Source organism: Rhodococcus sp. P4_F3_2, from assembly GCF_056401335.1.
Window position 1 is genome coordinate 174,279 of record NZ_JBFUJN010000004.1, and the last position, 26,911, is coordinate 201,189.

Annotated in this window: 30 protein-coding genes; 20 read left to right on the top strand and 10 right to left on the bottom strand. The window is 62.2% G+C overall.

Going from position 1 to position 26,911, the window contains the following annotated elements:
- Nucleotides 1–8: 8 nt before the first annotated feature.
- The 3 genes from AC1DWA_RS06000 (at nt 9) to AC1DWA_RS06010 (ending at nt 3,363) form a co-directional block, all read left to right on the top strand.
- On the top strand, nt 9–1,592 hold the full coding sequence (locus AC1DWA_RS06000) for an MFS transporter (protein WP_019749380.1): 1,584 nt from the start codon (nt 9–11) through the stop codon (nt 1,590–1,592).
- Between the two features lie 23 nt (nt 1,593–1,615).
- Nucleotides 1,616–2,260 (top strand): FMN-dependent NADH-azoreductase, encoded by a 645-nt coding sequence (locus AC1DWA_RS06005; protein WP_019749381.1) that lies wholly within the window; start codon nt 1,616–1,618, stop codon nt 2,258–2,260.
- Nucleotides 2,261–2,445: 185 nt separating this feature from the next.
- Nucleotides 2,446–3,363 (top strand): hypothetical protein, encoded by a 918-nt coding sequence (locus AC1DWA_RS06010; protein ID WP_477845755.1) that lies wholly within the window; start codon nt 2,446–2,448, stop codon nt 3,361–3,363.
- A 33-nt stretch (nt 3,364–3,396) separates the two neighbouring features.
- Here the strand turns inward: AC1DWA_RS06010 and AC1DWA_RS06015 are convergent, their stop codons facing one another.
- Both AC1DWA_RS06015 and AC1DWA_RS06020 read right to left on the bottom strand, forming a co-directional pair.
- Nucleotides 3,397–4,401, bottom strand: coding sequence for a TIGR03617 family F420-dependent LLM class oxidoreductase (locus AC1DWA_RS06015; protein ID WP_283310129.1), 1,005 nt, complete (start codon nt 4,399–4,401; stop codon nt 3,397–3,399).
- Nucleotides 4,398–4,973, bottom strand: a complete 576-nt coding sequence (locus tag AC1DWA_RS06020; RefSeq protein ID WP_021343221.1) for a hypothetical protein — start codon at nt 4,971–4,973, stop codon at nt 4,398–4,400. Before AC1DWA_RS06020 ends, AC1DWA_RS06015 begins: the two co-directional genes overlap by 4 nt.
- Before the next feature lie 262 nt (nt 4,974–5,235).
- On the opposite strand from AC1DWA_RS06020, the gene dnaK reads away from it, so the two are divergent.
- The 9 genes from dnaK to AC1DWA_RS06065 all read left to right on the top strand — a co-directional run bounded on the left by dnaK (nt 5,236) and on the right by AC1DWA_RS06065 (nt 15,566).
- Nucleotides 5,236–7,089 carry a molecular chaperone DnaK gene (gene dnaK / locus AC1DWA_RS06025; RefSeq protein WP_019749384.1) on the top strand — a complete coding sequence of 618 codons (1,854 nt, stop codon included), beginning with the start codon at nt 5,236–5,238 and terminating at the stop codon, nt 7,087–7,089.
- Complete coding sequence (gene grpE / locus AC1DWA_RS06030) at nt 7,086–7,682, top strand: nucleotide exchange factor GrpE (protein WP_019749385.1); 597 nt, start codon at nt 7,086–7,088, stop codon at nt 7,680–7,682. The genes dnaK and grpE overlap by 4 nt, the downstream gene beginning before the upstream one ends.
- Nucleotides 7,683–7,704: 22 nt before the next feature.
- Nucleotides 7,705–8,877 (top strand): molecular chaperone DnaJ, encoded by a 1,173-nt coding sequence (gene dnaJ / locus AC1DWA_RS06035; RefSeq protein WP_019749386.1) that lies wholly within the window; start codon nt 7,705–7,707, stop codon nt 8,875–8,877.
- Nucleotides 8,874–9,284, top strand: coding sequence for a heat shock protein transcriptional repressor HspR (locus AC1DWA_RS06040; RefSeq protein ID WP_003944355.1), 411 nt, complete (start codon nt 8,874–8,876; stop codon nt 9,282–9,284). Before dnaJ ends, AC1DWA_RS06040 begins: the two co-directional genes overlap by 4 nt.
- A gap of 334 nt (nt 9,285–9,618) precedes the next feature.
- A complete protein-coding gene (locus AC1DWA_RS06045) occupies nt 9,619–10,833 on the top strand; it encodes an ABC transporter substrate-binding protein (protein WP_019749387.1) in 1,215 nt (404 codons plus the stop codon).
- On the top strand, nt 10,830–11,687 hold the full coding sequence (locus AC1DWA_RS06050; protein WP_477845756.1) for a branched-chain amino acid ABC transporter permease: 858 nt from the start codon (nt 10,830–10,832) through the stop codon (nt 11,685–11,687). The genes AC1DWA_RS06045 and AC1DWA_RS06050 overlap by 4 nt, the downstream gene beginning before the upstream one ends.
- A 1-nt stretch (nt 11,688) precedes the next feature.
- A complete protein-coding gene (locus AC1DWA_RS06055) occupies nt 11,689–13,539 on the top strand; it encodes a branched-chain amino acid ABC transporter ATP-binding protein/permease (RefSeq protein ID WP_097387723.1) in 1,851 nt (616 codons plus the stop codon).
- Nucleotides 13,539–14,258, top strand: coding sequence for an ABC transporter ATP-binding protein (locus AC1DWA_RS06060; RefSeq protein ID WP_020723665.1), 720 nt, complete (start codon nt 13,539–13,541; stop codon nt 14,256–14,258). Before AC1DWA_RS06055 ends, AC1DWA_RS06060 begins: the two co-directional genes overlap by 1 nt.
- Before the next feature lie 132 nt (nt 14,259–14,390).
- Nucleotides 14,391–15,566, top strand: a complete 1,176-nt coding sequence (locus AC1DWA_RS06065; RefSeq protein ID WP_283569060.1) for an NADH:flavin oxidoreductase — start codon at nt 14,391–14,393, stop codon at nt 15,564–15,566.
- Between the two features lie 91 nt (nt 15,567–15,657).
- Here the strand turns inward: AC1DWA_RS06065 and AC1DWA_RS06070 are convergent, their stop codons facing one another.
- Entirely contained in the window at nt 15,658–16,119 is a 462-nt protein-coding gene (locus AC1DWA_RS06070) for a hypothetical protein (protein ID WP_019749392.1), read from the bottom strand.
- A 176-nt stretch (nt 16,120–16,295) separates the two neighbouring features.
- Between AC1DWA_RS06070 and AC1DWA_RS06075 the strand changes: the two genes are divergently transcribed.
- Nucleotides 16,296–16,955, top strand: coding sequence for a response regulator (locus tag AC1DWA_RS06075; protein ID WP_019749393.1), 660 nt, complete (start codon nt 16,296–16,298; stop codon nt 16,953–16,955).
- A 7-nt stretch (nt 16,956–16,962) separates the two neighbouring features.
- On the opposite strand, the gene AC1DWA_RS06080 is transcribed toward AC1DWA_RS06075, so the two are convergent.
- Nucleotides 16,963–17,403 (bottom strand): hypothetical protein, encoded by a 441-nt coding sequence (locus AC1DWA_RS06080; protein WP_019749394.1) that lies wholly within the window; start codon nt 17,401–17,403, stop codon nt 16,963–16,965.
- A 248-nt stretch (nt 17,404–17,651) separates the two neighbouring features.
- On the opposite strand from AC1DWA_RS06080, the gene AC1DWA_RS06085 reads away from it, so the two are divergent.
- From AC1DWA_RS06085 to AC1DWA_RS06105, 5 genes are all read left to right on the top strand, one after another.
- Entirely contained in the window at nt 17,652–19,277 is a 1,626-nt protein-coding gene (locus AC1DWA_RS06085; RefSeq protein ID WP_477845757.1) for a flavin-containing monooxygenase, read from the top strand.
- Nucleotides 19,274–20,071: a mycofactocin-coupled SDR family oxidoreductase gene (locus AC1DWA_RS06090; protein ID WP_477845758.1), complete on the top strand. Its 798-nt coding sequence runs from the start codon at nt 19,274–19,276 to the stop codon at nt 20,069–20,071. The genes AC1DWA_RS06085 and AC1DWA_RS06090 overlap by 4 nt, the downstream gene beginning before the upstream one ends.
- Before the next feature lie 4 nt (nt 20,072–20,075).
- The gene (locus AC1DWA_RS06095) at nt 20,076–20,906 is read left to right on the top strand and encodes a mycofactocin-coupled SDR family oxidoreductase (RefSeq protein WP_477845759.1); all 831 of its coding nucleotides are present in this window, start codon (nt 20,076–20,078) and stop codon (nt 20,904–20,906) included.
- Between the two features lie 82 nt (nt 20,907–20,988).
- Nucleotides 20,989–21,291: a hypothetical protein gene (locus tag AC1DWA_RS06100; protein WP_113682298.1), complete on the top strand. Its 303-nt coding sequence runs from the start codon at nt 20,989–20,991 to the stop codon at nt 21,289–21,291.
- Nucleotides 21,288–21,938 carry a nucleoside/nucleotide kinase family protein gene (locus AC1DWA_RS06105; RefSeq protein ID WP_477845760.1) on the top strand — a complete coding sequence of 217 codons (651 nt, stop codon included), beginning with the start codon at nt 21,288–21,290 and terminating at the stop codon, nt 21,936–21,938. The genes AC1DWA_RS06100 and AC1DWA_RS06105 overlap by 4 nt, the downstream gene beginning before the upstream one ends.
- Before the next feature lie 21 nt (nt 21,939–21,959).
- Here AC1DWA_RS06105 and AC1DWA_RS06110 read toward each other — a convergent pair whose 3' ends face one another.
- From AC1DWA_RS06110 to AC1DWA_RS06120, 3 genes are all read right to left on the bottom strand, one after another.
- Entirely contained in the window at nt 21,960–23,393 is a 1,434-nt protein-coding gene (locus AC1DWA_RS06110; protein ID WP_477845761.1) for an FAD-dependent oxidoreductase, read from the bottom strand.
- A gap of 403 nt (nt 23,394–23,796) precedes the next feature.
- Entirely contained in the window at nt 23,797–24,408 is a 612-nt protein-coding gene (locus AC1DWA_RS06115) for an AAA family ATPase (RefSeq protein ID WP_047888704.1), read from the bottom strand.
- A complete protein-coding gene (locus AC1DWA_RS06120; protein ID WP_037126192.1) occupies nt 24,405–24,839 on the bottom strand; it encodes a nucleotidyltransferase domain-containing protein in 435 nt (144 codons plus the stop codon). Before AC1DWA_RS06120 ends, AC1DWA_RS06115 begins: the two co-directional genes overlap by 4 nt.
- Nucleotides 24,840–24,931: 92 nt before the next feature.
- Between AC1DWA_RS06120 and AC1DWA_RS06125 the strand changes: the two genes are divergently transcribed.
- Nucleotides 24,932–25,132, top strand: a complete 201-nt coding sequence (locus AC1DWA_RS06125; RefSeq protein WP_021334256.1) for a hypothetical protein — start codon at nt 24,932–24,934, stop codon at nt 25,130–25,132.
- Entirely contained in the window at nt 25,129–25,614 is a 486-nt protein-coding gene (locus AC1DWA_RS06130) for a flavodoxin family protein (protein ID WP_047888705.1), read from the top strand. The genes AC1DWA_RS06125 and AC1DWA_RS06130 overlap by 4 nt, the downstream gene beginning before the upstream one ends.
- Here AC1DWA_RS06130 and AC1DWA_RS06135 read toward each other — a convergent pair.
- From AC1DWA_RS06135 to AC1DWA_RS06145, 3 genes are all read right to left on the bottom strand, one after another.
- A complete protein-coding gene (locus AC1DWA_RS06135) occupies nt 25,587–25,832 on the bottom strand; it encodes a hypothetical protein (RefSeq protein WP_020906615.1) in 246 nt (81 codons plus the stop codon). The two genes, AC1DWA_RS06130 and AC1DWA_RS06135, sit on opposite strands and share 28 nt — an antisense overlap.
- Complete coding sequence (locus AC1DWA_RS06140) at nt 25,832–26,218, bottom strand: nuclear transport factor 2 family protein (protein WP_020906616.1); 387 nt, start codon at nt 26,216–26,218, stop codon at nt 25,832–25,834. Before AC1DWA_RS06140 ends, AC1DWA_RS06135 begins: the two co-directional genes overlap by 1 nt.
- Before the next feature lie 115 nt (nt 26,219–26,333).
- Nucleotides 26,334–26,834 (bottom strand): flavin reductase family protein, encoded by a 501-nt coding sequence (locus tag AC1DWA_RS06145; protein ID WP_020906617.1) that lies wholly within the window; start codon nt 26,832–26,834, stop codon nt 26,334–26,336.
- Nucleotides 26,835–26,911: the final 77 nt, after the last annotated feature.

Here is a 26,911-nt window from a genome sequence, read left to right on the forward strand (position 1 = left end):
GCACGCGCATGGCGAGTGACATCAAGTCCGCTTCACCGGATCGAGCCACCCTCGTCCTGGGGACGCTCATCCTGGTCGCTGCGGTCGCGAATCTCAATCTCTCGGTCGCGAATGTCGCGCTGCCGGACATCGGGCGGGCCTTCGACGCCAGCCAGACACAACTGAACCTGATCGCGGTCGGGTACTCGTTGGGCCTGGCCGGAACGGTGCTCTACCTTGGGGCGTTGGGAGACCGATACGGCCGCAAGATGCTGCTGGTCACCGGCATGGCGCTGTCCATTCCGGCGTCGATCGTGGCTGGATTCGCCGGGAACTTCGAAGTGCTGTTCCTCGCTCGGATAGTCGGAGGCGTCTCGGCAGGTCTTGCATTCCCGACCACGCTGGCGATCATCACGGCGCTGTGGGCCGGACCGGCACGGACCAAGGCGATTGCCATGTGGTCCGCAATCGGTGGCGCGATTTCAGCACTCGGTCCGATCGTCTCGGGGGCGCTGCTCGAGCAGTTTCACTGGGGTTCGGTCTTCTTCGTCACCCTTCCGTTGGCTCTCGTGGCACTGATCTGTTCGCTGGTGTTGGTGCCCGCGCACGTCAACGAGACGACCGAGCGAGTTGATCACCTCGGCGGCATAGTGTCGATCGTCTTCATCGGGGCGCTGGTGCTGTCCATCAACTTTGCGCCGGTGAAGGGTTCGGGCACGTTGGCTCTGGTGCTCGGGGCGATAGCGGTCGTCGCGGGTATCGGGTTCTTCCTGCAACAGCGACGCGCGGTCAATCCGCTGTTCGATCTTCACGTAGCTGCGCGCCCGACCTTCTGGGTCGCGGCGGTGGGCGGGTTGGTCGTGTTCGGTTCGCTCATGGGCGCGATGTTCATCGGCCAGCAGTTCCTGCAGAACGTCCTCGGCTACTCGACGCTGGCAGCCGGTGCGGCGATCATTCCGGCTGCGCTGGCGATGGTGATCGTTGCGCCGCGTTCGGCGACCATGATCGAAAGGTACGGCGCCCGCGTCACGCTGCTCTCCGGCTACCTGTTCGTGGTTCTCGGGTTGTTTGTCGCGCTTTTCCTGTGGAACGAAAGCACACAGTATTGGCAGGTCGCGCTGGCCTATGCGCTTGTCGGGATCGGCGTCGGCCTGGCAGGCACACCGGCATCGCGTTCGCTGACCGGATCCGTTCCCGTGCACCGCGCTGGTATGGCGTCGGGAACCTCGGACCTGCAACGCGACCTGGGCGGCGCCATCATGCAGTCGATTCTCGGCGGAATACTCACGGCCGGGTACGCAAAATCGTTGGGGAATGCGATCTCGTCCTCGCCGAACGCATCCGAGGTGACTCCCGAAACTCAGGCCGCGCTCACCAAATCTTTCTCCAGCGCCGAAGTTCTCGCGGAACGCTACCCGCAATACGCGGACCAAATCATGACCGCCGCCAAAAACGCCTTCCTGGACGGGGATACAAACGCCTACATCGCGGCGATCATCATCGTGTGTGCCGGTGCCGCGGTGGTGACGTTCTTCTATCCGCGCCGCGAGCGCGAACGTGTCCTGCTGGCGCAGTACGCGGCAGAATCCGATCTCGCCGCGGAGAAGAGTTGAGCGCGCTCTGGTACTGATGAAGGATGCCACAGCTACTTCACATCGATTCGTCTGCCGAACTCCACAACTCGACCTCTCGTGATCTCACCGCCCTGTTCGCTCAGCAGTGGTCGAACAACAGTCCGGATCACACGACGGTGACGGTGGATCTGCACCGGGATCCCTTGCCGCACCTCGCGGACGCGGCTCTGCACTATGCACCACGTTTGCGGGTCGAGGGAGAGATTCCGGATCCCGCCGCGGAAGCACTACAGGCTCGGGTCATCGAGCAACTTACCGCTGCAGACGTAGTCGTGATCGGCGCGCCGATGTACAACTGGTCGATCCCGTCGACGTTGAAGGCGTGGATAGATTACGTGCACGTCCTGGGGACTACGGTGCCTTTCGACACGCGCACTCAGCCGCTCGCAGGTAAGCCCGTGGTGATCGTGTCCAGCCGTGGGAACACCTATGCGCCGGGCTCGGGGAACGAGGCCAACGATCACACCGTCCCGCCACTCGTTCAGGTGCTCGGGGTGTCGATGGGAATGGATGTCTCCGTCATCACCGCGGAACTGACTTTGGCGCAGCGTATTCCGGCGATGGCACCGCTGATCGAGCAGGGTGACGCGAGCCTGCGTGCTGCCCGGGAGTCGTTGACCGAGCTGGCCCGTACCTTGGGGGCCTGAGTTCTCGGTCGACCGGATACTCTGTCGCGATGCCTGTAAAATTCGGATTGTGGCGTGTTGACGGAACCGATGTCCTGCGCGTGCCACCCCGAGTAATCGAGTCCGAGGCTCGGCTCGAAAAGATCATCGAAAGTCGCATCGAGATACTCGGCCTCGGTGATCTGCTGGTCATCGGCCCACAAGTGATGACGGATTTTGCCAAACGGATCGATCTCCTCGCCATCGACGCGGAAGGAGACCTATACGTAATCGAACTGAAGAAGGACCGAACTCCACGCGACGTCGTCGCTCAGGCACTGGAATACGGTTTCTGGGTGCGTGACCTGTCCTTCGAAGCCGTGAGTGACTTATTTGAGAAGAATCACCCTGGTGAAGATTTTGCTTCGGCATTCATTGATCGGTTCGAATCCGAAGTGCCTGAAGTAGTGAACAACGATCATCATCTCGTGATCGTGGCTACTGGTCTTGATTCGAGTACCGAGCAGATCGTCGAGTATGTCCGGGGCTATGGCGTCCCGATCAACGTCCTGTTTTTTGAGTACTTGTTCGACGAGGATCGCGAATACCTCGCCCGGTCTTGGATGTCTGACCCGGCTCTCGATCTCCCACAGGCAGGCGCGGGAAACAAGAAGCAGCCAACGTGGAACGGTGTGGACTTCTTCGTGGCGATTGGGGAGGGTCGGCACCGCAACTGGGACGACATGCGGGAGTACGGGTATGTGTCAGCGGGTCAGGGGGACAAATATCGAAAAGCTATGTTCAAGCTTTTTGAAGGCGCGCGCGTGTGGGCAGAGATACCCTCGACGGGATACGTCGGTGTCGGTGTTGTCGAAGAACCAGCCGTCAGAGTGGCTGATTTCAATGTGGATATAGAAGGAAAGTCGATTCCTCTACTCGAGTGTCCCGTGCGCGCGAATAGCTTGGGCGAGAACGCAGACGACGAGGAACTGAGCGAATACCTGGTTCGTGTGCGTTGGCTGGATGCTCGGCCCCGTGAGCAAGCGGTCTGGGAGAAGGGAATGTTCGCGAATCAGAAGGTGGTCGCCAAACTACGGCAACCGTTTACTCTTCAGCGGCTGTCGGAATCATTCGATTTCGAGTAATTCGCCTGTAGGCCTGCTTATCTGAGTTCGCAGTTACATCAGGTCCGAGATCATCGACGCCACGTCTGACGGTTCTACGTCGTAACCCGGGAAGTAGCAGCACACTTCGTCGGCATGCTCGCCGAACCGCCGCCGAATCTCGGCGGCACACTCTTCGGGGGTGCCGACGACGGCGAGTGTGGTCAGCATCGGATCGGTGATCAGTGATGCCATGTCGGCGTAACCACCTCGCTTCGACAGGGCATTGAGTTCCGGTTGGACCTCGCCCCACCCTTCGACGTCGAGCACCGGACGGTATGCGGGCGTCGAACCGTAGAACGAGAGCAGGGCTCGGACGCCTCGGGCGGCCGCGGCAAGTTGATCGTCGCCGCGGCCGACGCCGACGATGACCTGCGGGATGATCGTGAATTCGTCTCGGGTGCGGCCGGATTCACGGAGGCCGGCATCGACGGCCGGAAGTGTTCGTTCGAGGAAATGGCGTTGCGTGTGGAACGGCATGACCAGGAGTCCGTCGGCCACCTCCGCCGCCGTCCGGGTCATCACCGGTCCGAGCGCACCCATCAGGATGGGCGGCGGTCCATAGGGATTGGGGCCTGGATCGAACGTCGGGGGCATCAGAGTGTGGGTGAAGAACTCGCCGCGGAAGTTCAGCGTCGAGGTGTTCTCCCACGCCGTGAAGATCGCCTTGACCGCTGCGACCGTCTCCTTCATGCGGGCCGCTGGACGCGACCACGTTGCGCTGTAGCGTTTTTCGATGTGCGGTTTGATCTGCGATCCGAGACCGAGGCGAAAGTGGCCGCGACTGAGCAACTGTAGGTCGTTGGCCGAATGCGCCAGATGCATGGGACTGCGGGGGAATGCGATGGCGACGTTGGTCATCAGGTCGAGGTCGACGGCCGATGCCGCTTCGACGAGCGGGAAGAACACGTCGTGTGGTCCCTCGAAGGTGAACAGGCCACCGGCGCCGGTGTCCGCGAGTTCACGGCTGCGAGCAGCGCCCGCGCCCGGCGCGGAGTCGAGTTGTACGTGAACCTTCATCGGCGTACTCGCAGCCAGGTGCTGACACCGGGAGCAAACGGAGCGATCGCCGCCACTGCTACAAGGACGCAGTAGAGAATCGGACCCCATCTCAGAACTCCGGCGCCGATATCCGCGGCGCCGTCGACCAGAGACATGAAGCCGAGTCCGGCCGCGATGCTGAGGGCTCCGACGATCGCCGTCATCACCCGCCCGGCGTTCTTGCGGGCACGGAGGAGTTGAAGGCTCATGAGTGCGAGCAGGATCAGGACGAGAGCGCCGCCGCCACTGCCGGCCAGGACGACCGTCACGGCATCGGAGATGTCGGTGGACGAGTATCCGGGATTGTCGCGCGCAGTCGATTCTTCGAGGGCTGACCGGACGTCGTCGAGGCTGGTGACTACCACTCCGGCGATACCGGCCAGGACGACGAACGAGCCGATCCAGGCAGAGGTGGACAAGGTCACGGCCTTGGGTATCTCGTCGTTCGCTGCAGGTCGGAGCGGCCGAACCGAGACGTCGGGTCGCTCGGGTGCCGGGCGCGCCGGCGCCGGTCGAGCAGGTCGAACGGGAGAATTGTCGGGATCGGTCACCGGCCGATCGTAGCCATTCGGAGAGATTCGGACGTGATGTGGCGCACTTTTTCGGCTTTTCGGGGAAGGCGGGAACAAATCTACGTGGGCTGTAGTTGACCATTTCGACAAGCTTGAGCGCCCTCGGCTCAACTTCGAGTTGACTCCCGGCCACGGTCGGAGGCAAACTTGAGCGGAGGACGCTCACCAAGCGAAAAACTCGCGGTCATGTTCGAGATCAACCACTCGGGCAGAGAACCGCAGAACGAAAGGTAGGAACACTATGGCTCGTGCAGTCGGTATCGATCTCGGTACGACCAACTCGGTAGTTGCAGTGCTGGAGGGCGGCGAGCCCGTAGTGGTCGCCAACGCCGAAGGCTCACGTACCACCCCCTCGGTGGTCGCATTTGCCAAGAACGGCGAGGTTCTCGTCGGTCAGCCCGCGAAGAACCAGGCAGTCACGAACGTCGACCGCACCCTCCGCTCCGTCAAGCGCCACATCGGCACTGACTGGAACGTGGAAATCGACGGCAAGAAGTACACGCCGCAGGAAATCAGCGCCCGCACGCTCATGAAGCTCAAGCGTGACGCGGAGGCTTACCTCGGCGAAGACATCACCGACGCCGTCATCACCGTCCCCGCATACTTCGAGGACGCACAGCGTCAGGCAACCAAGGAAGCCGGCCAGATCGCCGGCCTCAACGTCCTTCGTATCGTCAACGAGCCCACCGCGGCTGCACTGGCATACGGACTGGACAAGGGTGACACCGAGCAGACCATTCTGGTCTTCGACCTCGGTGGCGGCACCTTCGACGTCTCCCTGCTCGAAATCGGCGACGGCGTCGTCGAGGTTCGCGCAACCTCCGGTGACAACCACCTCGGTGGCGACGACTGGGACGAGCGCGTCGTCGCTTGGCTGGTCGACAAGTTCAAGGCTCAGAACGGCATCGATCTGACCAAGGACAAGATGGCCCTGCAGCGTCTGCGTGAGGCTGCGGAGAAGGCGAAGATCGAGCTCTCCAGCTCGCAGAGCACCTCCATCAACCTCCCGTACATCACGGTCGACGCGGACAAGAACCCGCTCTTCCTGGACGAGCAGCTCTCCCGCAGCGAGTTCCAGAAGATCACCTCGGACCTGCTCGATCGCACCCGTGCGCCGTTCCAGGCAGTGATCAAGGACAGCGGAATCGCTGTCAAGGACATCGACCATGTCGTGCTCGTCGGTGGTTCCACCCGTATGCCGGCAGTCTCCGATCTGGTTCGTGAACTGACCGGTGGCCGTGAGCCCAACAAGGGTGTCAACCCGGACGAGGTCGTCGCAGTCGGCGCCGCACTCCAGGCCGGCGTGCTCAAGGGCGAGGTCAAGGACGTTCTGCTCCTCGACGTCACGCCGCTTTCCCTCGGTATCGAAACCAAGGGTGGCGTGATGACCAAGCTCATCGAGCGCAACACCACCATCCCCACGAAGCGTTCCGAGACCTTCACCACCGCTGACGACAATCAGCCTTCGGTGCAGATCCAGGTCTTCCAGGGTGAGCGCGAAATCGCTTCGCACAACAAGCTGCTCGGCTCCTTCGAGCTCACCGATCTGCCGCCCGCCCCGCGTGGCGTTCCGCAGATCGAGGTCACCTTCGACATCGACGCCAACGGCATCGTGCACGTGACGGCGAAGGACAAGGGCACCGGCAAGGAAAACACGATCAAGATCCAGGACGGCTCCGGTCTGTCCAAGGAAGAGATCGAGCGCATGGTCAAGGACGCCGAGGCTCACGCCGAGGAAGACAAGGCCCGTCGCGAAGAGGCAGAGGTCCGCAACCAGGCCGAGTCGCTGGTCCACCAGACGGAGAAGTTCGTCAAGGAGCAGCGTGAAGGTGAGAACGCGGGCAAGGTCTCCGAGGAGATCCTGACCAAGGTCGAGGCAGCGGTCAAGGACGTCAACGACGCCCTGGCAGGCACCGACATCGCTGCAGTGAAGACCGCAGTGGAGAAGCTGGGCACCGAGTCGCAGGCTCTGGGCCAGGCCATCTACGAGGCTTCCGCTGCAAACGAGGCCGGAAACACCGACGGCGCAGGCAATGACGACGACGTCGTCGACGCCGAGGTTGTCGACGAGCCCACCGACTCGGACAAGAAGTGACCTCGGACAACTCCGAGAACAACCCGGTCGACCCCGAGACCGGTGCACAGGGAGAGGCGGCGGGGGAATCCCTGCCGCCGCTCGACTCGGAAGACACAGGGGTAGTTCAGGAAGCAGAGTCGATCGTGGAGGAAGCATCCGCCACCGATCAGCTCGCCGAACGAACTGCGGATCTGCAGCGACTTCAGGCGGAGTTCACCAACTACCGTCGTCGCGTCGAGCGTGACAAGCAGGTCATCAAGGAAACCGCGCGAGCTTCGGTCATCACCGAACTCATCGGAATCCTCGACGACCTGGATCGCGCTCGGGCACACGGTGACCTCGAATCAGGTCCACTGCGTGCACTCGCGGACAAGCTCAACACGACCCTGACGGGTCTGGGTTTGACCGACTTCGGTAACGAGGGCGACGATTTCGATCCCGCACTCCACGAAGCGGTGCAGCATGAAGGCGAAGGCCACGACCCCGTACTCGGGACGGTCATGCGCAAGGGTTACAAGCTCGGCGACCGGGTCCTTCGGACCGCAATGGTGGCCGTGACGGACCGGGTAGGCGACAAGCCTGCAGACGGTTCAGAACAAGAAGCGAAGTAAGAGTGAGAGGAGGAGACGCCCAGTGAGTCAACGGGAGTGGATCGAGAAGGACTTCTACAAGGAGCTGGGCGTCTCGTCCACCGCGACGGCCGACGAAATCAAGAAGGCGTATCGCAAGCTGGCCCGGGATCTTCATCCCGACGCCAACCCTGACGATGCGAAGGCCGAAGAGCGTTTCAAGTCCGTCAGTGAAGCTCATGCCGTTCTGTCTGATCCGGACAAGCGCAAGGAGTACGACGAGGCCAGGCGTCTCTTTGCCAGCGGAGGCTTCGGTCCCCGTGCGCAAGGTGGCGGTGGATTCAACCCCGGCGCTGGTGGTTTCGACATCAACGACCTGTTCGGCGGCGGTGCCGGCGGGCAGGACTCGGGTCTCGGAGACATCTTCGGCGGATTGTTCAATCGCGGGGGAGCGGGCCAGCGCACCGCTGCGCCCAACCGCCCGCGTCGAGGCAAGGACCTCGAGACCGAGACGACGCTCGCCTTCCGCGAAGCGGCGCTCGGTGTCACCGTCCCACTTCGTCTGACCAGCCCGACGTCGTGCACCACGTGTCACGGCAGCGGCGCAAAGCCGGGCACCAGCCCGCGAGTGTGCCCGCATTGCAACGGAACCGGCGTGGTCAGCCGCAACCAGGGCGCATTCGGATTCAGTGAGCCGTGTGACGACTGCCGGGGAACCGGCTCGATCATCGACTCGCCTTGCGAGGACTGCCACGGTAGCGGCGTCACCAACCGGACACGGACCATCACGGTTCGCGTGCCGGCAGGCGTGAGCGACGGTCAGAAAATCAGACTCAAGGGCAAGGGCGAAGCGGGTCTCCGCGGAGCTCCGGCGGGTGACCTGTTCGTCAACATCCGCGTCAAGCCGGACAATGTCTTCGGCCGTAACGGCGACGATCTGACGCTGACGGTTCCGGTGAGCTACGGCGAACTGGTGCTCGGGACGACACTGTCCGTGCCGACCCTGGACGGCCGTGTCGGAGTGAAGGTTCCGGCCGGAACGGTGGACGGACGCATTCTGCGAGTTCGCGGACGCGGCATCCCCAAGCGTCCCGAGGGGGCAGGCGACCTTCTGGTCACCGTCAAGGTATCCGTCCCGCAGAAGTTGGACGACCCGGCGATCGAAGCGCTGAAGACCTATCTCGAAGCCGAGAAGGCGAGCGGGTTCGATCCACGGGCCGGGTGGGCCGGTGCATGATGACCGAACGACCGCAGAATCAATGGGATGCGACGGTCGATCCTGACGCCCAGATCTTCGTGATCTCGGTGGCAGCCGAGTTGGCCGGAATGCATGCGCAGACCTTGCGTAACTACGATCGACTCGGTTTGGTCACCCCTCACCGAACCACTGGTGGCGGACGACGCTACTCCCCGCGTGATGTTGCGCTTCTGCGTGAAGTGCAACGGCTTTCGCAGGACGAGGGGGTCAACCTCGCCGGAATCAAACGGATCATCGAACTGACCAACCAGGTCGAGGCTCTGCAGCATCGCGTCCGCGAACTGGCCGAGGAAATCGCGAAAGTCCATGCGGGCTATCGCCGGGACCTCGTTCCGATTCCACGCAACAACGCGTTGGTGGTTTGGAAGCCACGAAACCAGCGATAGTTCAGACCTTTACGCAAACGGCTCTACGCCCTGCTCGGATTCACCTCATCGAATCCCGCAGGGCGTGGGGCCGTTTTGGCGTTTCCACCCAGCGGGAATCGGTCTGTCGAGGCCGCCCGAATATGCATAGCGTCCGCTTCCATGACTCCTCTTTTGTGCGTTTGACGTTATCCAGATCACATTCTATGCTCCAACCCAAGCAACTGCTTGCTAGATCATCAAGCGGGTGCTTGGTTGGCTGGTGCTCGAAATCAGGCGTTCCCACCGGCCGATCCTTCTTTCGTCAGGTATTCGCCTGACGTTCGGTGCATACATGTGTTCTAGGAGTGCAGACATGAATCGTCGGCCCATTCTTGTTGCGGCAGTTGCCGTGACGGCTCTGGCTCTCGCGGGGTGTAGTGGTTCTTCGGAGTCCGAAGGTGGCGCGGATTCGCCGTACCGCGTCCTGCTGACCGGCGGGATCAGTGCGCAGGGTGTTCTCGCGGCGAACTCGCAGACTTCCCTGCTGGCCACGAAGGCCGGCGTTCAGGTCCAGAACGAGGCCGGGGGCATCGGCGGCCGTCAGATCGAGCTCACCACTGTCGATGACGCGGGTGATGCAACCATCGCTGTCACCAAGCTGCGCGAAGCCATCAACTCGGGGAACAAGCCTGACCTCTACCTCAACTCGGGTCCTTCGTCGATCGCGGCTGCGGTTCTCCCGATCCTCAAGCAGAACAACATCCTCTCGCTGAGCATGGCGCCTTCTCCCGATTCCACGGACCCCTCGAAGTTCCCGCTGAACTTCGACCTGGCTCCGGGCGCGACCGACACCGCTCGCGGCATCTCCGAGTATGCAAAGACCAAGGGCTACAGCAGCGTCGGAGTCCTGCACGGTAGTACCGCTTACGGTGAACTCTTCGGCGAGGAGATGACCGGTGCGCTCGAGAAGGTCGGTCTGAAGGCTGCCGGCAACGAAGAATACGACGCCGCTGCTCTGGACATGACGGCGCAGTTGCAGTCCCTCAAGAATGCCGGTGCAACGGCAATCGCGTTGGACGCGTACGGCGCCCCGCTCGGATACGTGTTGCAGAGCCTGGAGCGACTCGGCTGGGACGTGCCGTTGATCGGCAACACGTCGGTCTCTGCCACCAACCTCATCGCCAATGATCCGCCCGCCGGTGTGCTCGGCACCCCGCAGGTGAAGAACCTGGTGACGCAGGTGTTCACCAGCACGGTGTTCGATCCGAACAACGCGCTCGTCAACACGATGGTGGACACGATGGCGTCGCTGGGCTCGATCCCGTCGACGCTGATCCTCGCGGACAACTACGACGCATTCCCCCTCGTCGCGGCAGCAGCGGAGAAGGTCGGCAGTTCGACCGATCCGAAGAAGCTCGCCGAAGCACTGGAAACCGCAGAGGTTCAGGAGAATGCCAAGACCGCATTCCTCTCGCGCTACAACTTCAGCTCTGACAACCACGGCCCGAACCCGGATACCAGTGAGCTGAAGTTCATCAGCCCGACGAAGATCCTCAACGGTCAGTTCGGAAACCCGGCTGCGTCATGACCATTCTGTGGTCCGGATTGGCGCTCGGCGCGGTCTACGTGCTGGTTGCCATCGGGTACAACATCGTTTTCGTTTCCTCCAACACGTTCAACTTCGCTCAAGCTCAGCTGATGATGGTGGGCACTTTCGTCGCCTACACGGGTCTCGTGACCCTGAAACTTCCCGTTCTCGTGGTGGCCGTCATGGCAACCGTGACCGTGATGCTCCTCGCCTCGGTCGAGGAGATCGTCGCGATCAGACCGGTGGCCGATCACCAGAACCAGCTGGTCACCACGCTTGGCGTTGCCACGCTGCTCAATGGTGCAACTCAATTGATTTGGGGTAGTGAACCTCTCACGGTTCCGTTCTTCGGATCGAACGAACCGATCACCCTACTCGGCGGCCGTACCTACCCGGTGGAGATCGCTCTGCTTGTTGCGGCGATCGCACTGGTCATCGGGTTGAGTTACGTCTCGAAGAAGACCATGACGGGTCTGGCTCTGATCGGCATCTCCGAGGATCGTGAAGCGGCGATGCTGCGAGGAGTCAATGTACGACGGTTGGCGCTGGGTGCGTTTGCCTTCTCGGGTGCATTGTCCGGTGTCCTCGGACTCCTTGTCGGCCCCAAGACGTTTGCAGTTGCGACGTTGGGTGCCGCGCTGGCCCTCAAGGGATTCGTGGCGTTGGCGATCGGCGGGTTCGGCTCTCTGCCAGGCGCTTTGATCGGCGGCCTGACCGTCGGCCTGGTGGAATCGTTCACCGCCCTGTGGGCGGGAAGTCAGTACAGCAATATCGCCGTCTTCACGGTGCTGATCGTCATCTTGATGGTCAAACCTGCCGGCTTGTTCGGCAACGTCCGAGAACGGGTGGTGTGAAATGGTAAGCGCGTGGCGGACTTTCCGTTCCCTTCCGAGTTGGATCATCCCGCTGGTCCTGGCGGTAGTGATCTTGCTGCTGCCCGTGATGGGGCTCGACCTGTCGACATCACGGCAGATTCAATTGGCCTGCATCCTGGCACTTGTGGTCAGTGGCCTGAACCTGAGCCTCGGCTTTGCCGGTGAACTGGCGCTCGGCCAGGCCGCGATGTACGCGGCGGGTGCATACACCGCGGGTCTGATGTCCCAGGCCGGTCACACTGACATCCTGGTCCAGCTCGCTGCGGCCGGTGCCGTGGCATTGGGCGTCGGCATCTTGACCGGCGTTCCCGGTCTGCGACTGGGCAACTGGTCCCTGGCGATGACGTCGTTCTTCCTGGTCCTGCTGGTACCGGACGTACTGGCGATCTTCGGCGGCAAGACCGGCGGCCGAAACGGCCTCACCGGTATGGAGCCGCCGACGCTCTTCGGCTCCGAACTCGACACCCAGCAGTACTACATGGTGGTTGTCGTGGTGACCGTCCTCTGGTTCGCGGTGATGCGCAACCTGGTGGTCTCGCGCCACGGCATCGCGTTCCGCACGCTCAAGCAGTCGCCGGTGCTGGCGTCGTCGCAGGGTGTGTCGGTGTTCCGGATGAAACTGCTCGGCTATGCGATCGGTGCGTTCCCGGCCGGCCTGGCGGGCGCGTTGTTCGCCAATACCGACCTGTTCATCTCGCCGGAAGCCTTCGGGTTCACCTTTGCCACAGCAGTTCTGGCGGCGTCGATCCTGGGCGGGGCGGCAAGTGTGTACGGCGCCGTTGTCGGTGCCGCGATCATGCAGCTCGGTCCCAACCAGTCGACGGCATTTCAGGAATACTCGCTGATCTTCTACGGAGGCTTCCTGATCATCGGCGGTGTGCTGCTCTCCGGTGGGCTGACCAAGGTCGGGCGAGCGATCGTCTCGAAACTCGATCGCAGGGCCGGCCTGGGCGTAGTCGTCGCAAAGGAAAACAGCGGCGGAACACCGGAACTGGCGCCGATCAACGGCGCACGGTTGGTGGTCGACGGAGTGTCCAAGGCATTCGGTGGCAACCAGGCTCTCAATGCGGCAACCCTGACCGCAGAGGCAGGTAAGGTCACCGCGTTGATTGGGCCCAACGGTTCGGGTAAGACGACCATGCTCAACATGATCTGCGGCTTCTACACCGCGGACGCCGGTGTGATCACAATCGGTGACACGGTGGTCTCGCAGTCGTCGCCGCACAAGGTGGCGCGCGTGGGTGTGGCGCGGACGTTCCAAACTCCGACGATTCCGGAGAACATCACGGTTCTGGAAGCTGTTGCATCCGGACGTTATTCGGTGCACCGCGCGTCGATGGCGTCGGCTGTGCTTCGCCTGCCCAGCTTCCGCAGGATCGCGAAGGCCGACATCGTCGAGGCCGAGCGTGTTCTCGAGCTCGTGGGGATGTCGCACCTGCGCAACGAGATCGCGACGTCGCTGCCCCTGGGGATGCGTCGCATGCTCGAAGTTGCTCGCGCCGTCATCGCCGAGCCGAGGGTCGTCCTCTTCGACGAGGTTGCGTCCGGACTCGACGAGGACGAACTCGAACGCCTGGCAGACCTGATCCGGGTACTGCGAGATGCTGGGGCCACAGTGGTGTTGGTGGAGCACAACTTCCGCCTCGTGCTCTCGCTGGCCGACGAGATCGTGGTACTGGCGCAGGGGCAGGTGATCGCCACCGGCGATGCGGCGACGATCGAACATCACCCGCGCGTGTTGAGCGAATACCTCGGAGTCAAGTCCGGTGATGAGGATGCGCTGCTCGAAGAAATCGGCGCGGTAGACCATCAGACCAGCGAGGTGAAGTGATGGAACCGATTCTGAAGGTCCGTAACCTGCAGACCGGGTACGGCGATCTGCGCGTCGTCTGGGATGTCTCGTTCGACGTCTATCCCGGTCAGGTGACAGCCCTGCTCGGACGCAACGGTGCAGGCAAGACGAGCACGCTCCGTGCTCTGTCCGGCCTCAACAAGGTGGCCTCTGGAACCGTCGAAATGGACGGTGCCGACATCACCGGAGTTCCCGCGCACAAGCGGGTGCGGCAGGGTATGGCGTACGTGCAGGAGGGTAAGCGGGTCTTTCACAAGCAGACCGTCGAGCAGAACCTTCTGCTGGGCGGGTACACCCGCAAGGCAAAGCGCGGCGAGCTGATGGAATCCGTCGAGTCCATGTACGAGATGTTCCCGATCCTGGGGGAGAAGCGTGCGCTTCCCGCCGGTTCCATGTCGGGCGGTCAGCAGCAGATGCTCGCGATCGGCGCAGCGCTGATGGCGCAGCCGCGGTTGCTCCTTCTCGACGAACCGTCGGGCGGGCTGGCTCCGGTGATCGTCGGTGAGGTGATGGACCGCGTCCAGCAGCTCAAGGAAACCGGCCTGGCTGTTCTGCTGGTGGAGCAGGCAGTGGAGGCCGCGATGAGCGTCGCCGATCACGTGACGGTCCTCGACATCGGCAAGGTGGTCCTCGACGCCGACGCCAAGGACATCGACGACCTGGCAGTGCTCAAGGACGCGTACTTCGGACGCATCTGATCTGCAGCGATGTCACTTCAGCCCGGCCACCTCGGCCGGGCTGAAGTTGTTTTCCCGCTCCGTGGCACGGGGGCTGGCCAGCTCTGGACCATCGATCTACCGTCCAGCAAACAACCCCTGCGAGAGGCAAACTTGATGACTGCTCCCGACGTGCTCGCCCCGGCAAAGCTGGGCCCGGTGACCTTGCGAAATCGAATCATCAAGTCCGCGACATTCGAAGGCAAAACTCCCGACGCCCTGGTCACCGACGAGCTGATCGAGTTCCATCGCCGCCCGGCAGCCGGCGGAGTCGGGATGTCCACCGTCGCGTATTGCGCCGTCGCACCGGAAGGGCGCACCGAATACGGCCAGCTGTGGATGCGGCCCGATGCCCTCCCTGGACTGCGACGACTCACCGATGCCATTCACGCCGAAGGGGCAGCAGCATCGGCGCAGCTCGGGCACGCCGGCCCCGTCGCGAATCAGAAGTCGACCGGACTGCCCGCGCTGGCACCGTCGAGTTCGTTCAATCCGTTGAGCATGAGGATGATTCGCACTGCCACCACAGCGGACATCACCAGAATTGCGGCGGCGCACGGGAGCGCTGCGCGACTTGCCGTCGAAGCAGGATTCGACGCCGTCGAGATCCACTTCGGCCACAACTATTTCGCGAGCTCGTTCCTGAGCCCGAAACTGAACCGTCGTAAGGATTCTTACGGCGGATCGCTCGAGAATCGGGCTCGCGTCGTACTCGAAACTGCGCGCAGTGTGCGCGACGCCGTCGGTGACAAGATCGCGATCTTGGCCAAGCTGAACATGGACGACGGTGTGCCAGGCGGATTCTGGGTGGACGAAGCAATCCAGGTGGCGCAGTGGCTCGAGGCATCCGGAAGTGTCGATGCGCTCGAGTTGACGATGGGTAGCTCACTGCTCAACCCGATGTACCTGTTCAAGGGTGATGCGCCGATCCGCGAGTTTGCCGCCGCGATGCCGCAGCCTGTTCGGCTCGGTGTGCAGTTGGTGGGCAAGAGCATGTTGCATGCCTATCCGTACAAGCCGCTGTTCATGCTGGAAGAGGCTCGGCAGATCCGTGCTGCGGTGAAGCTGCCGCTCGTGCTGCTCGGCGGTGTCACGGACAAGGCGGGCATGGATACCGCAATGGCGGAAGGGTTCGAGTTCGTCGCCATGGCACGGGCACTGCTCAGAGAACCGGATCTGATCAATCGGATCGCAGTCGAATCCGATACCCAATCACTGTGCATCCACTGCAACAAGTGCATGCCTACGATCTTCAGTGGTGCCCGCTGCGTGTTGGTCGAACGCGTCTGAGCTGGTCAGCGCACACCACGTCCCGACATCCATGCGGATACCGGGTCGTGGGCCGTAGCGGATCAAGTTCGTGGTTGCTTCAACGCTCGTTTCAGTTCTGCGTGAAGACGTCGTAGGAGGCGTTCATCGTGGGGTAGCCGGTGGCCATGTAGTCGGTGAGGATGACGTGCGTCGGGTCACCGATGATGCGGGTCCCGTCGAGGGTGGGGTTGCCGGCGTAGTTGTTGGCCGCCATGACGGTCTGGACTCCGTCGGCCACGTTGTAGGTGACGTCGACACCGATGCCGCGCGGATCGCTGCTGTAGGCGGTGACGATTTCGGTCGTGTGCGGAGCCAGGTAGGAGCGGGGGCCGTTGATCCACTGTCCGTAGGGGTTGGACGCGCTGTCCAGCAGCATCGGGTTGTCGGTGTTGTTGGTGATGGTCATGGCAACCGTCGGGCCGTCCGTCGGCATGGTGCCGGCGTTGGCGACCGCCGCGGTTCCCAGTGCGGTTCCGCCGAGAGCGAGGGCGATCGCGGTGACTGCTACGAAGCGAGTGGTGTTGGTACGCATGATGTCTGCTCCTGGGCTGGTGTGTGGTTGCCGTTCTCGGCGATGAATCAATCTTGTCGCGAATCAGGGCTGCTGTATGTCCGCCGACGGGGCCGTGGCGGGGTTGAATCGCGTGTCCCCCGATCGGGGGAGGCGCAAGTGCTCGCATTGCTGGTACGGGCGTGAGAAAGTGAGCAATGCGAGAAGGCACGAAGCCGGTGGTCGGCAAGGTTTCCGTGGTGGTCGGCGACGATCACCCGTTGTTTCGTGAGGGCGTGGTTCGGGCCCTGACCGGCAGTGACCGCATCGACGTTCTGGGCGAGGCCGACGACGGCGCAGCTGCGCTCGCAATGATTCGGGAATTACGCCCGAAGGTGGCGCTGATCGATTTCCGGATGCCGCACCTGGACGGGACCCAGGTGGCAGCAGCAGTGGTTCGAGACGAGTTGCCGACCAGGGTGCTCCTGCTCAGTGCTCACGACGAATCGTCCGTCGTGTATCAGGCTCTGCAGGCGGGTGCTGCCGGATTCCTGCCGAAGGAATCCACCCGGGCCGAGATCGTGAGCGCCGTGCTCGACTGCGCCGCGGGCCGAGATGTGTTGCCGCCCAGCATCGCTGCCGGACTGGTGGGGGAGGTGCGTCGCCGTAGCGAGCCGTCCGGCCCGACTCTCAGCGCCCGTGAGCGTGAAGTTCTCGGATTGATCGCACAGGGCGCCAGTATCCCCACCATCGCCTCCCAGCTCTTTCTTGCGCCTTCGACCGTCAAAACCCACGTGCAGCGCCTCTACGAGAAACTCGGAGTCAACGATCGAGGCGCCGCCGTCGCCGCCGCGATGCGGCAGGGTCTGTTGGAGTGAACGGGAGTCACCGCAGTACGTACGTGACGTTCATGGCCGGGTAACCCGAGGTCATCGTCACCGTGACGTCGTGGCCGTCGGGGGCGTACGTTCCGCCGGCATCTGCCCTGGTCTTCGAGTTGGTGGCGCTGAAGACAAACACTCCACCGTCGTCGGAGCGGTACGTCAGCACGACGGGAAAGTCGTTCTGATTCTTGCTCGTGGCGACCACGTTGACGTTCATGTTCGGCAGGATGTAGTCGGCCGGCGGGACGATCCAGTCACCGTTCGGATTGGATGCGTCGACCAGATACAGGGCCCCGAAGCCCGAATTGCTGATCATCGCCGTCGTGACGGAAGTGTCGGTTATCGACTTCACCGCGTTCGCCCCGGCGGCGCGGGCGACCAGAGCTGCCATGCTGAGGCCGGAGAAGGAAATTGCTTCGGGTCGAATTGTGTTGGTAGCCATGATGTTTCTCCTCGATTTGTCGGTCTCGGTGACCGTGTGTTTCGGTGATGAGACAACTATGGCCCCGAAATCCCTTCGGGTCTGTCCACCTACGGGTCCGAGTGCTGGATGACATCGGTGTCCCCCGATCGGTGGACACCAACGCTCTCCACTGCCGTAGCCCACCCAGTGTCATGGGGTGGAGGCTCCGCCCACCCAGCGGGAGAACCCGTTCCTCTACCAACCAGTCCACTCGTAGCGTGACCACCATGACCGATCCTGACTTCTCCACCGCACCACTCGACGTCGTAGTCATCGGCGCCGGCGTCGCTGGCATGTACGCCATGCACCGACTTCGCGAGCAGGGGCTGCGTGTCCACGGCTTCGAGGCGGGCTCCGGAGTGGGCGGCACGTGGTATTTCAACCGCTACCCCGGCGCACGCTGTGACGTCGAGAGTTTCGACTACTCCTACTCGTTCTCCGAAGAGCTGCAACAGGATTGGGACTGGAGCGAGAAGTACGCCGCGCAACCGGAGATCCTCTCGTACCTCGATCACGTGGCTGATCGCTTCGACCTACGCACTGGCTTCACCTTCGACACACGCGTTCTGAGCGCACAGTTCGACGAGGGTACTGCCACGTGGCGAGTACAGACCGACGGCGGTCACGACGTCACCTCACGCTTCGTCGTGTGCGCCACGGGCAGCCTCTCGACCGCAAACGTTCCGAACATTGCGGGCCGTGAGACCTTCGGTGGCGATGTGTTCCACACCGGTTTCTGGCCGCACGAGGGCGTCGACTTCACCGGCAAACGAGTCGGCGTGATCGGTACCGGATCTTCGGGCATCCAGTCCATTCCGCTGATCGCCGAGCAGGCCGATCATCTCTACGTGTTCCAGCGGTCCGCGAATTACAGTGTGCCGGCAGGAAACACGCCTCTCGATGACAAGCGCCGCGCCGAGATCAAGGCCGGCTACGCAAAGCGTCGAGCGCTGTCCAAGCGCAGTGGCGGCGGATCGCCGTTCGTTTCGGATCCTCGCAGCGCCCTCGAGGTCTCGGAGGCCGAGAGAAACGCGGCATACGAGGAGCGGTGGAAGCTCGGCGGTGTCCTGTTCGCCAAGACCTTCGCAGACCAGACGAGCAACATCGAGGCCAACGGGACAGCGGCAGCGTTTGCCGAACGCAAGATCCGCTCGGAAGTCCAGGATCAGGCGATCGCCGACCTGCTCATTCCGAACGACCACCCCATCGGAACCAAGCGGATAGTCACGGATACGAACTACTACCAGAGCTACAACCGTGACAACGTCAGCCTGGTGAATCTCAAGTCCGCACCGATCGAGGCGATCGACGAGACTGGAATCAAGACGGCCGATGCGCACTACGAACTGGATGCGCTGGTGTTTGCCACCGGGTTCGACGCGATGACGGGAGCGCTCGATCGCATCGAGATCCGCGGCCGCAATGGCGAGACGTTGCGCGAGAACTGGACTGCGGGTCCAAGGACGTATCTAGGCCTCGGAGTACACGGGTTCCCCAACCTGTTCATCGTCACCGGGCCGGGTAGCCCGAGTGTGCTGTCCAACATGATTCTCGCTGCCGAGCAGCACGTGGACTGGATCGCGGGCGCGATCAACCACCTCGATTCGGCGGGCATCGACACCATCGAACCGAGTGCCGAAGCCGTGGACAACTGGCTCGACGAATGCTCACGCCGGGCGTCGGCGACGCTGTTTCCATCCGCGAACTCCTGGTACATGGGAGCCAACATTCCGGGAAAGCCGAGGATATTCATGCCATTCATCGGAGGATTCGGTGTCTACTCCGACATCTGTGCAGACGTGGCAGCCGCGGGATACCGAGGCTTCGAACTGAACAGTGCGGTGCACGCATGAGTCGCCTCGAGGGTCTTCGTGTACTCGTGACAGGTGCGGCCGGCGGGATGGGCCGCTCACACTGCGAGCGTCTCGCCGACGAAGGCGCGTCCGTGATCGCGTTGGATGTCGTGCAGGCAAAGTCCGAGCTGGAGGAGACCGCCCAGGCGGTACGCGAGCGTGGAGGCGTGGCGGTCACCGGCGTCGCGGACATTCGTGACTTCGAAGATCTCGCCGCGGTAGTCGCCGATTGTGTCGCCGAGCTCGGCGGGTTGGACGTCGTCGTCGCGAATGCGGGCGTGTACGACACGCCGGGACCGTCGTGGACCGTCGATCCTGCGGTGTGGAACCGCTCGCTCGACGTCAATCTGACCGGGGCGTGGCACACCGTCAAGGCCTGTGTTCCGCACTTCGGCGACGGTGGATCGGTCGTTCTGGTCAGCTCGACAGCGGGAATCAAAGGTATTGCCGGAGCGAGTCATTACAGCGCCGCCAAGCACGCCGTGGTGGGCCTGGCCAGAACGCTGGCCAACGAGTTGGGCGCGGAGGGTATTCGCGTCAACTCCGTGCATCCGGGTTCGGTACGTACCCCGATGATCATCAACGAGCGAGTGTTCGCGAACCTGTGCCCGGACATCGAGAATCCCACGGAAGCAGACGCCGCTGCAGTACTGAGCGCACGCAACCTGTTACCTGTTCCCTGGGTCGATCCGGTGGATGTCAGCAATGCCGTCCTGTTTCTCGCATCCGCGGAGTCCCGCTTCATGACCGGCTGTCAGTTGGTGGTCGACGCTGGCCTGACCCAGAAAGTGTGAATTGATGACTTCTCGATTGGAAGGCAAGGTCGCGCTGATCACGGGTGCGGCACGAGGAATCGGCCGGGCTCAGGCCGTGCGATTCGCCGAAGAAGGTGCGGACATCATCGCGATCGACGTGTGCGCGTCGGTGGAAACGACAGTCACCCCGCCCGCGTCGGAATCCGATCTCGCCGAGACGGTAGCCCAGATCGAGGCACTGGGGCGAAAGGTCGAATCTGCGGTAGTGGACGTTCGGGATCTCGAGGCGCTACGCAGCGCGGTGGACTCGGGGGTCGAAGCGCTCGGTGGACTCGACATCGTGTGCGCTACAGCTGGTATCACGTCCTCCGACGGGGCTCTGACGATGTCGGAAACGATGTGGCAGACCATGTTGGACGTGAACCTGACCGGGGTGTGGCACACCACGACGGTTGCGGCGCCGCACTTGATCGCGCGAGGTGGGGGATCGATGACACTCACCAGCTCCATCGCCGGATTGCGGGGGCTGGTCGGAGTTGCGCACTACACCGCAGCCAAGCATGGAGTCGTTGGTCTGATGCGTTCGCTGGCAAAGGAATTGGCTCCGGGCAACGTGCGGGTCAACACTGTCCATCCCACCAACGTCGACACCCCGATGATTCAGAACCCGTTGGTGCGCGGCAAGTTCCGCCCCGATCTCGAGAACCCGACGCGCGAGGAATTCGCTGCGGCGGCGATGACGATGAACATGCTTGCCATTCCGTGGATCGAACCGGTGGACGTAGCGAATGCGGCACTGTTCCTGGCCTCCGACGAGGCCCGCTACATCACGTCGGTCGCCCTGCCGGTGGATGCGGGGAGTTCGTCCCGCTGAAGTTTTGAATAGCTGAGGTTTGTCGCGCTGGGTTCCGCCACGGTGTGTAGCGTCGGTTTCACCTAACCGAAAGGCGCACACCGTGGCGGAACGACGCTATCTGGAAGTCACCGTCGGGACCAACATCGTCATGGTCCTCGACCACCGCACGGTGGAGGTCTTCGACCGCACCGCCGCGAGCACGAGCGAAGTGGCTCGCTGGCATGTCGAACACATTGCAGTGAAGGCGAAACCGTCGAAATCGGGATTGAAGCTCACCATTGGAAACCGGCTCGCCGACGACTCCATCGCGGTAGCGGGTCCACGGGCATCGCTCACCGTTCCGCCGGAGAACGAAGCCGCCGTCGTCGCGTTCTTCGACGAGGTCAAGGCCGCTCGGGTGTGAAGCGACAGACAACCTTCGGGGCAGATGATTCGGGTTCTCTCGTCGAACACGTCGTACGCTGCCACGAAGATCGCCTCGGACGCACTATCGTCGGGATTTCAGGAATCGAGGCATCCGGAAAATCGACGATCGCAGACGAGTTGGCTGACGGGATCTCGACGTCGGGCCATGACGTGATCATGATCCGTGGCGACGAGTTCTCGACTGCGAAAGCGATCCGGAACAAAAATCCTGACACGGTGCGTGGGTATCTCGAGGATGCGTACGACTATTCGAACCTGAGTAGCCGTGTGATGGTGCCGCTGCGGTCGGCCGAAGTTACCGAAATTTCCTACGTCTCGACTGATCCGGAGACAGACGTATCGGTGGTATCGAAGCCCCGAGTCCCGGATCGCGCCATTGTAATCGTCGAGGGAGTGCTGCTTTTTCGCGGACTGATGCGAGATCAGTTCGACCTACGCATCTGGGTTGAAGCCAGCTTCGACGAGTCCTTGCGGCGTGCGAAGGTACGCCCGCGAGATGTGAGCTATTACGGTTCCGCCGAGGCGATAGCGTCCCGCTACGAATCTCGGTTTCATCCGGCGCAGAGGGTCCATCTGAGTGACGATCGACCACAACTGACCAGCCACGTAATTGTGCGTGGCTAGTCAGTCGAAAGGCCGGCGATATCAAGCTTTACGCGCGGCAGCATGGGCGCCGGCAACACGACCGAACGCGAAGGCGTCGGCAATATGGAATCCACCGTCCTTCGCCGCGCTGTAGGTGGAACTCACTGCGCCCGCCGCATACAGCCCCGGAATCGGGCTACCGGCGGTGTCGAGGACGCGGGAATGACCGTCGCGGCGCGGCCCACCGCTACTCCATCCCAGCAGTGGCGGCCCGGAGACGGCGTAGAACGGAGCGGTTGCCACCGGGGCCAAAGTTTCCGGGTTGCGGCCGAAGGAATGGTCTACGCCGTCCGCGCACGCCTCGTTGTAGCGGTGCACACTTGTTTCCACGACGGTGGGGTCCAAGCCGAGCTTCCCGGCGAGTTCGGCAAGCGTGTCCGCTTTGACGATCCAACCCTTGTCGATCTCGGCTTGATTGTCCGAACTCCACTCGTATCCTTCGTCGAGGACCATGTGTCCGACGGGCAGTGCGTCGCGACCGGGGCTCAGCTGCCCGGCCAACCTCATCGTCTCGTCGAACACAATGTTCATCGGTTGCACCGGAAAGTGTTGGTAGGAACCCTCTCTGAACACATGACCGTGCCGCATTTCGGCTGACTCGTCGGTGAAGCGTCGACCTTCCCGGGTGAGGAACACATAGTTGTGCGCGTTCCACAGTGCGAGGAAGAATCCAGTCGGATTTTCGAGGTCGCCGGGGATTCCCGTAATGGTCATCATGTTGTTCATGTGCCACAGATCCGCGCCCACTGCCTGTGCCATCAGGTGGCCGTCGCCTGTTGCCGAAGGTGAGCCCCAGATCTTCGGATTCTCCAGGCGTAGGTAATCGCGCACCATGGCCGGATTTGCTTCGAAACCTCCGGTGGCAAGGATGACACCTCGGCGCGCATGGATCTGCGAAGTTTGTTCACCCGAACGGATCTCGACTCCGGTCACCGATCCGGATTCATCCGTCAAGAGTCTGGTGGCTTCGGTGTCGAAAAGAGTTGTGATGCCGCGTTCAGCGAGAGCGGAAACGAGGAAGCGGTAGAGAAGTTCATTGCCCATCTTCCCTTCGATGGTATCCATCCCTGCGTAACAAGAACTTCCGTCGAGTTCGCCGTACTCCGCCGTGGAATGGAAATCGCCGGTCATCGCTACAGTTGCACCCAGACTGCGGAGCCAGTCGGACAGTCCTTGCGTATTCTCTGCCCAGGCGTCGATGACGTCGTCGGCAACGGTGAACGTTCCGTTCAACGAACGCAGGAAGGTGCGGGCGGCGGCAGGGTCCTGGTTGACGAACCATCCACTGCCGGACAGTCGAGTGTTGCCGCCCGCGGTATCGCGTCCACTCTTCTCCAGAATCACCACCGACGCGCCGTCAGCGTGTGCTTGGAGTGCTGCGGCGGATCCGGCAGCGCCCGATCCGATGACAATGACATCGACGTTGTTGTCCATGTCACAAAGCTATGGTCGGATGGTGGCGCCTCATACGTGCCTTCCCGGTGAGCGAGAGAAGGCCTGTTCCGGACATTCCCTGAGGATCAGTGGGTGCCCATCAGGTACTCAGCTGTTGGGTCTCGACTTGAATAGCTGGACCGCACTGAGTGTTGCGACAATCGGCCAACACACAACGGCGATCCATACACTGGTTGAACGCTCGCCTTGAACGAGATCGTAAATTGCGAGGGCAGTCAGCAGAATCCCGATCCCGAATGCGATCCAGTTCAGAGTTCTGATGCGGGAGGCAGTTGGTGACGTCATTGAGAAACCCTACGCGACTTCTCGCGACCGTTCGGGAGAATTCCCAGGCAGGGAGGGATGGCGGAATACGAGTATCGCTCGCGATCTCGACGCGATATCAGGAGTGGATGCGCGGCATGCCCGGGTCGGAGTTGTCGATGACGCAGTCGGCTCGGGTCCAGGGTTTTGCAGCGGCGAAGTAAAGCCGTTGCCCGCCCACATATCTGTTCATCGAAGGATGATCCGGATCCGCGTTCGTTCCGTCGCGAAGGTTCATTCGCCGCGCGGTCTCCTCGAAGGGCACGTCGAGAAAGATCGAATAGTCCCATCGTTCGGCGAGTTCGTCTCGATGCAGGAAGAGTCCTTCGACAAGGACTATCGCTCCATCGGCTGCATGCAGGTACGCGTCGCTGTCCCGCCGTTGTCGGTACCTTCTGCTCCCGCCCGGCCCCAACGGATCGAGAACATGTCGTTCGAGCGCGTCGTAGTCGTAGCTGTCGAGCCAGAAGCCTTCCGGTGATTGCCGACCTCTACGATGACGAATCTCCGGCGGATTCAGAAAGTCGTCGACGTGAATCACGATGGCTTTGCGTGCATTCAGCTGCGCTGTAAGGCTTTTCGCGAATGTCGTCTTGCCGCTCCCATCGACACCGTCGATCGCGACGAGAGGCGAGCCGCGCAACGCGGATATTTCGGCGGCTAAGGTTTCGAAGACCGACGCGGTGCTCATCGATCAATTCCTACAGCACTCGCAGCGACACGAAGAGGCCCCGTGTCGTACAGGATTCGGTGACCGTCTTCGAGAACACGTCGAGTGCCCGCGTCGAGCGGAACGTCCGCCCAGCTCTCGCTCGCGAAATTCAGCTCGACGAGGAGGCCGGACCGTAGGCGGAAGCGTCGTTCTCGAACTGGCCCCCAGTTTGCGGCTCTGATGAATCGCGCGTCGGGGCGGAGCCGCACGAACCAGTCTTCATTTGCGAGCGCGTTCGCGTCGTCGGCCAGGATCATCAGGTCAAGATCACTCGCCATACGCTCCGCTCCGCGCGCGTAGGACCCGACCAGCGCTAGAGCCTTGACTCCGTCGTATTCATCGGCCCATCGTTCGACGTCGACGAGCAAAGCGTTGACCGCGCGCCTACGTCCTTTCAATCGTGCTGACATACGGGCATCATTCCCCACCGTCACGGCTGTCCGTAGCTTCGCTGGTACCTCTATCCTGGAATTGTCAGTGATGAACCAGGGGAGGGATGCGAATGTCCAAGGAAGTATCGGCAGGTCTGGCTGTTGGTGCGATGGTCCTTGTTGCAGGCTTGATCTGGACTGGGTTTCCGCTCGACGCATATTCGGTTGTCGCCGTGATTTTTGCAATCTGCGGGGGATTCATCACCTGGATCTACCTGCGCGAGAACGTAGATGGCGTCCCACACACAGCGACGAAAGAAGGCAGTCGATGAAGGCAATCATCGTGTGTACCTCTGTCTCCCATGGCAATACGAAGCGTATCGCCGACGTCATCGGAGAAGTTCTCGATGCTCGCGTGGTCGAGCCCGGTGACATCGACGCCGCGCAGCTCGCTGACTACGACCTCGTGGGCTTCGGCTCCGGCATCTACCTACGCTCGTACCACGAAGATCTACGCTCGTTCGTCGAGGCACTCCCCGAAGAACGGCGATCCAAGGCTTTTGTCTTCGCCACCAGTGGTTTTCCCGACAAGGGGATTCATCGCTTCTCGCGTCCACTGGTTCAGCTGCTCGAGCAGAAGGGCTTCGATGTGGTCGCAGCCTTCTCGTCCCGCGCGTGGGATACGTATTTTCCGTTCAAGCCGTTCGGAGGTATCCGCAAGGGGCGGCCGAACGCCGACGACTTGGAATCGGCGCGCACGTTCGCCGAAGTCCTACGCGAAAGCGTTCAGGACAGCTTGCCCGGCACCGGGTAGCTGCGCAGGCTCATCTCCAGCTCACCGGCGTCGGCAAGGTCGTTGATCGTCTGACGCAGAGCGCCACACGTCCGCTGAGCGTTGGCTCGACCGTTCTCACGCCCCAGTTCCGGGCACACCACTTGCGACTCTTCGAGCCATTGAACGCTGGTGTGCGCTTCGCTGTATTTCTCGACCAGAACGCGGTTTCCGCAGTTCCGACAGCTGACCTGACGCATCAGCGTGCAATCAGATCGGCCGGTGACCAGAACGCGCGCATGCTCGTGATCTTGGCGTCCGCGTCGAAAGTCATGACGTCGATCGGTTCGACCTCGTAGACCTGATCGCCCACCGGTGTGACGACGCGGAAGTGGAAGGCCGCGCTGGATCCGCTCACCCGCAAGGTGAGAAGCTCCGTCTCTTGCGAACCGCCCTCGAGAGCGCCGTAGAACTCGGTGATCGCCGCTTTGCCGACACGGGGTTCGCTGCCGACCGGGTCTTCGAGTGTCGCGTTCTCGGCGTAGAGGGCGGCGATGTCCGCTGACGATCCGCGAGCCACGGCGTCGAGGTAGGTGGTAACCGTCGCCGTGATCGCGGCCGTGGTGTCTGGTTCGAGAGTGGTCATCGAGTTAGTCCGATCAGTCGAGAAGTTCAGGGTCTGACAACTACTTCGGACGCTATCGGTGCCGTCTCGATTCGGCGTCGCAATCTCCCACGCAGCGGGACGGCCCGCAAGAAATTCAGGCGTCGAAGCGTCCGAAGCCGCCGCGGTAGAACAGAAGCGGACCATCGTGGCGCAGCACGTTCAGATCGGTGATTCGTGCGACGACGATGGTGTGATCACCGGCGTCGTGCTCCTGCTCGACGGTGGCCTCGATGCGAGCGAGTGCGCCGCTGAGCGCCGGAGCACCGTTGCCGGCCGCGTCCCACTCGACGCCGAGGAACTTGTCGGTCCCGCCGCGAGCGAACGCCGAACACATGTCCTGCTGATCGTGGGCGAGAACATTGATGCAGAGAGTTCCGGATTCGCGAAGCTTCGGCCAACTTGTCGACGTCTTCGCCGGGCAGAACGAAAGCAACGGGGGATCGAGCGATACCGAGACCAGAGACTGGCAGGTGAAGCCGAGGGGTGAGTCTCCATCGTGAGCGGTGATGACGGTGACGCCAGTGCAGAAATTGCTCATCACGTTGCGAAGTGTGCGTCCGTCCAGAACTGGCGGCTCGGCGTTTTCCACGGTCATGTCGTCTCCTTGTTCAAATCTCTGTTCAAAACTCTGCAAACAGCTTCAGAAGCAACGATGTGTGGCGCCGCGGTCGT